Source organism: Endozoicomonas sp. YOMI1 (genome assembly GCF_024606345.1).
GTDB lineage: Bacteria > Pseudomonadota > Gammaproteobacteria > Pseudomonadales > Endozoicomonadaceae > Endozoicomonas.
On sequence record NZ_JAHHPM010000063.1, the window covers coordinates 1 to 5,694 of the forward strand.

Sequence of the window (5,694 nt, forward strand, 5' to 3'; positions counted from 1 at the left end):
GGACGAACGGAGTTTGGACGTCAATGATAGAAGGAACCCATCAATTGCATTGAAATAGGGAACTGATGCGCATAATTCCTATGCACTAAGGCAAAAGATTCAGTATGATCAGAAACCCTCGCACCGATTAAAAACCGATTTATGGCTCCGAAATCTTCAGCAAGAAACCAACTTATCAGCCGGGGTTACAGCCTGGCTGAAGAGATTGCCAATAGTATTACTCACGGTCTGGGGGCCCTGCTGAGTGTTGCCGGTCTGACGTTGCTGGTCACCTATGCCGCCCATCAGGCTGATGTATGGCGGGTCGTCAGCTTCAGCATCTACGGCACCACCCTGATTCTGCTGTTTCTTGCCTCCACGCTTTACCACAGCTTTCAGCATCCAAAAACCAAGAACGTCTTCAAAATACTGGATCACTGCTCTATCTATCTGCTGATTGCCGGAACCTACACACCTTTTCTGCTGGTTAGCATGAGAAGCGTTACTGGATGGATTCTTTTTGCTGTGATTTGGACTCTGGCAGCATTGGGCATCATCTTCAAAGTGGTGTTTGGATCAAGGTACAAAAAAATATCAGTAAGCTCTTACATTCTTATGGGCTGGCTGGTGCTGGTCGCCTCCGGGGAGCTGGCAGAGAACTTATCAACCGGTGGTATATACTGGCTGGTTGCCGGAGGATTACTTTACACATTTGGCGTAATCTTTTATTTATGGAAAAAGCTGCCCTTTAATCACGCGATCTGGCATCTCTTTGTATTAGGTGGCTCGGCCTGCCACTTCTTTTCTGTTTTGTTTCATGTATTACCGCCAGCTTGAATAAAAATAAAGTTTTTCAGGTTCTTTGGAACTGTTTGGCTATCACTCAGTCAAAATGAAATAATGTACTCAGTGGAGGCATTAATATGAGCCCCTTGAATGAGAGCCAATCCAGTTATACCGGTCAGGCCACAGATGTCACTTTAAAACATGAAGATGTTTCTTCATGTAAAGAAACAACAGATTCTAATGGCCACTTTGTTAAACATGCGCCACCAACATTTTCTACCTTGAAACAAGGTATGTCATCGTCATCTAATAATTTATCTGATGGCCAAAAACCATTTCATGACAAAGCCAGGCCACACAACTCCGAGCTTCCCGGTATTCAAATTTATTCCAGTGAGCTTTCAAAAAGGTTTACCCCACAAAGCCCAGAACTAACATCCCCTGCAATCAGTCAGCATATGCAACTTACTATGCCTTCTGGGAGGATTAGCGAACCCTATGATAAAACAACTCAGGAACTTAAGGATAAACTGTTACAATTAGCTGGCATTCCCAGATCTATTTACCAGAGACAATACCCAAACTTAGCGTTATGTGACACCATTTATGGAGGAGACTCTTCAAAGCTTCAACAAATCAGAAATACTGTTGAATATATTTTTTCCCACTACGAAATACAGAAAAATATAGATTTTAAAAACTATCTAGAATCGAAAGGTTGGTTAAAGGGGATATTTGAGCCTGAAAGTTATATGTGGAATAGACCGGGTTCTCTTCTGGAAATTGTTGTTCATTATCTCTTCCAGGATGATCCTGTTCTCAGAAATATATATTTTACTGGAGCGCATGGTTACGGGCTATCATTTCCTGACCATGAAATTCTAACAGTGCACCAACCGGTAAGATCAGAGTTTACGAGCGGTGTTGAGGAGACTGAACAGATTAAAGTCAAATATACCAGTAATAAAAGACCAATCATTCAACAACAAGCAACCAGAGGCTGTACTTATGCTGCAGCAGCAATGCTAATACATCAGCATAACCGCCGCTTTTCGGTAAGCACCTTAAAATCAACAAACCTTGGTGATGACACCTCCATATTTCATGCATTATCTACTGCAGGTTTAACCCCGTTTAAAAACCGGTTTGCAAATCTTGAACAACTAAACCATGCGATTAATCAGGATGGACCTGCAATAGTCTCAGTGATAACCGAAGAAATTGGAGCACATGAAGTTATTGTTGATGCAGTCACAGACACATTTGTTCTTATTCGAGACCCATATCACGGTTGGGAGGTTGAGATCATCCGGAGCGCATTTGAAAAATCCTGGGGAAAAAATGCCATTCAAGTGAAATAGCTGATAATTAGGGGGGGTAAATTCCTCATGCCCGAAAGTCCGGACTACTGGAAAAACCAATAACCCGGAGTGGTATTAACGATTGCCGTTATTATCACGACGTGGACGACGATCCCCACTGCGACTGCCTTCACGACGGACACCAGCTTCTCGGCGTCCAGCCTCTTGACGACCACGACCACCATCACGACGGCCACGGCGTTCTGTTTGAGGCTCGTCACCCGTCCACAGTTTCAACTCCATTGGCCGGTTGCGAATCCTGGCCCCTTTCAAGGCTTCAATAACACGCTTGTCCATCCCTTCTGGCAGATAGACTGACGAGCAGTTATCAAACAGTCGGATATGGCCAATACTCTGTCCGGAAATTTTGCCTTCATTGGCAATGGCACCCACCAGGTCACCCGGGTTGATTCCCTGGTCACGGCCCAGCTCTACACGATAACGCACCATGCCATCATTGTTGCGTTCACGGCCATGCTCACCACGTCTGTCGCCATCACGACGTCTTTCTCCACGATCACGACCTTCGCGACGGGGTTGCTCGGGTTCTTTGGCATCCGGGAATGGGCGTTCTTTCTGGGCCATAAAGCAGAGCGCTGCCGCCATATCTTCATAACTCAGGGCATTTTCCTGCTCAAGCTCGGCAACAATCCCACGGAACACATTCAGCTCTTCGCCCATGTCCATCGCTTTGATGACATCTTCCTTAAACTGACGGATACGAATATCACGCACGTCACTCATAGAAGGCAAACGCATGGTATCAATACGCTGTCGTGTAGCACTTTCGATGGCACGAAGCATTCTGCGCTCACGATGGGTGGCAAACAGGATAGCGGTGCCCTGACGGCCAGCACGTCCCGTACGACCAATACGGTGAACGTAGGCTTCCGTATCGTAAGGGATATCGTAGTTCACTACGTGGCTCATGCGCTCAACATCAAGGCCCCTGGCCGCTACGTCGGTAGCAATCAGAATATCCAGGGATTTTTTCTTGAGACGGTCAACCACTTTCTCACGCAGTGCCTGACTCATATCGCCATTCAGTGCCGCTGCAGCAAAACCACGGGCTTCCAGTTTTTCCGCCAGTTCAACAGTGGCAGTTTTGGTGCGCACGAAAATAATCATGGCATCAAATGATTCCACTTCCAGAATACGGGTCAGTGCATCCAGCTTGTGAAAACCGCTGACCATACAAACTTTCTGGGTAATGGTGTCAACCGTTGCCGTTTTGGCTTTAATCTCCACTGTAGCAGGCTCTTTTAAGTGAGTATCTGCAATTTTGCGAATCTGGTAAGGCATGGTGGCAGAGAACAAGGCCACCTGACGGTCAGCGGGAGTCTGCTCCATGATCCATTCAATGTCATCGACGAAGCCCATGCGCAGCATTTCATCCGCTTCATCCAGAACAACGGTTTTCAGATTATCCAGTTTCAGGCTTTCACGACGCAGGTGGTCCATGACCCGACCCGGTGTACCTACGATCACATGAGTCCCACGCTGAAGGCTGCGCAATTGGCTGCGCATATCCTGACCACCGTAAACTGGCAGAACATGGAATCCTTTCATATGACGGGCATAGCGTTGAAATGCTTCTGCCACCTGTATAGCCAGCTCACGGGTCGGCGTTAATACCAGAACCTGGGGATCGCGCTGTTGCAAATCAATGGCTGACAGCAATGGCAATGCAAATGCGGCTGTTTTACCCGTACCGGTCTGCGCCAGACCCAGAAGGTCACGACATTCCAGCAGGTGAGGAATACTTTGTGCCTGAATGGGTGATGGGCTCTCATAGCCGACATCCTGAACAGCCCTGATTACCGCTTCCGACAGGGGCAGGTCCGCAAAAGTCATCGCGTTGTTGGTATCAGTCATTTGATACTCCGTAAATTCATTGTTTGCCATAAAAATGCTTGCCATAAAAATGCCACCATCATTGATGTCAAAAGCTGTCAGGTCAGACGGCATTTGATAGTCCGGTAAACCGGCTCATGGCTGCCTGGTGCTGGCGACTCCTGGAGCAAACAGAAAGAAATGGAATGGCAGTACACATTACCGAGGATTATTCGGAAAATTTGCAGCCATGGACTTCCTGGTGCCGCTATCCGGAAAACCCGTCTGATGGAATACAAAAAGACGTTACCGAATCGCCTGTGAGGTCCACGACTGCGTTTGGAGAGGCTTGATTAACAAGCTTGGCCTGCATTGGCAGAGGATAATCAGATCTATTGATCTTCCAGCGGCTGAACTCTTGATTGTCTCTCAATAGTCTCTTGTTGGACTCTCAAAAGACCGGACAGTTTACATGTCAGCCGGATTAAATGCAGGAAACGAAGCGCCAGGACTTCCCAACAAACCCCCTGTGTCCATCAGAAGGACTACGCATGGGGATAGAAAAAGATTGGCTAGTCTAGCGTGTTTTTTAGACAGTGAATACTGTTTTTATCTCTCAATGATTAGGGGATTATCACATCTACGGATATTCCCCCAGACATTATCCTGATCTTTTCAGGCTACGGAAGCCTACGGCCCCGGGCACTCACATACAATTGATACCACTGTTCTCTACTCAACTCGATATTCTCAGCCTCGCCACAGGCCTTGATACGCTGCGCATTTGTCGTGCCAATCACCGGCTGGATACCTGCGGGGTGGCGCATCAGCCAGGCCAATACAATAGCCTCTCTGGAAACACCCAGCTGCTCTGCAAACGCTTTGACCAGCACAGCAGTTTTCTGAATAGCCTCAGGCTCACCATGAACATCTTTCCCGGTGAACAGACCGTTGCTCAAGCAGCCCCAGGCCTGCAGCTGGATATTGTGGCTACGGCAATATTCAACAGTGCCCGGCGTAACGCTGACCGCCTGCCCTTCAGGGTGATTTACCAGCACACCTTCATCCAGCCAGTCCAGGTGGGTCAGGCTCATCTGCAACTGGTTGACCACAATTGGCTGATCAAGGAATGACTGAAGGTATTTAATCTGGTGGCCATTCATATTTGACACACCAAAATGCTTAACTTTTCCGTCTTTCTGCAACTGATGAAACGCCCCGGCAACCTCCTCTGGCTGCATAAGCGGATCCGGTCGGTGCAGAAGCAGGAGGTCCAGATAGTCGGTGTTCAAACGGGCAAGACTGTTTTCCACACTGTGCAGAATCCAATCCCGGGAAAAATCGTAGCGATTGGGAACGTTTCCTTCAGCGAAGCGAATGCCACACTTGCTTTGCAGGAATATCTTCTCCCTCAGCCCCGGTCGATCACCCAATACCCCGCCAAATACCTGCTCAGCCTTACCAAGGGTATAGATATCGGCGTGGTCAAAGCAGTTTATGCCGCTCTCAAGAGCACCATCCAGAAACTGGTGCGCCTGCATCATATGATCCTTTGAAACCGGGCTATTATCCCAGCCTCCACCCAACCCCATACAGCCTGCTGCGATTCTGCTGGTTTCAGGTAAGAAAATAGTCAGGGGAATTCGATTCATAAGACTCCAACCCAATCGGATTACTTATTAAGTAGTTGGCCAAATGGAATCGTATTTTTCTGGCTAAGTGGGCAGTTACTATG

Annotated in this window: 4 protein-coding genes; 2 read left to right on the forward strand and 2 right to left on the reverse strand. The window is 47.7% G+C overall.

Annotated elements, in window-relative coordinates:
• Window positions 1-141 precede the first annotated feature (141 nt).
• Together KDK15_RS02410 and KDK15_RS02415 are read left to right on the forward strand one after the other, a co-directional pair.
• On the forward strand, window positions 142-816 hold the full coding sequence (locus tag KDK15_RS02410; protein ID WP_257293774.1) for a hemolysin III family protein: 675 nt from the start codon (window positions 142-144) through the stop codon (window positions 814-816).
• An 86-nt stretch (window positions 817-902) separates the two neighbouring features.
• Window positions 903-2,126 (forward strand): cysteine peptidase family C39 domain-containing protein, encoded by a 1,224-nt coding sequence (locus tag KDK15_RS02415; RefSeq protein ID WP_257293775.1) that lies wholly within the window; start codon window positions 903-905, stop codon window positions 2,124-2,126.
• A gap of 75 nt (window positions 2,127-2,201) precedes the next feature.
• On the opposite strand, the gene KDK15_RS02420 is transcribed toward KDK15_RS02415, so the two are convergent.
• Window positions 2,202-4,001: a DEAD/DEAH box helicase gene (locus tag KDK15_RS02420; RefSeq protein ID WP_373691321.1), complete on the reverse strand. Its 1,800-nt coding sequence runs from the start codon at window positions 3,999-4,001 to the stop codon at window positions 2,202-2,204.
• A gap of 638 nt (window positions 4,002-4,639) precedes the next feature.
• The gene (locus KDK15_RS02425; RefSeq protein ID WP_257293777.1) at window positions 4,640-5,611 is read right to left on the reverse strand and encodes an aldo/keto reductase family oxidoreductase; all 972 of its coding nucleotides are present in this window, start codon (window positions 5,609-5,611) and stop codon (window positions 4,640-4,642) included.
• Window positions 5,612-5,694 lie beyond the last annotated feature (83 nt).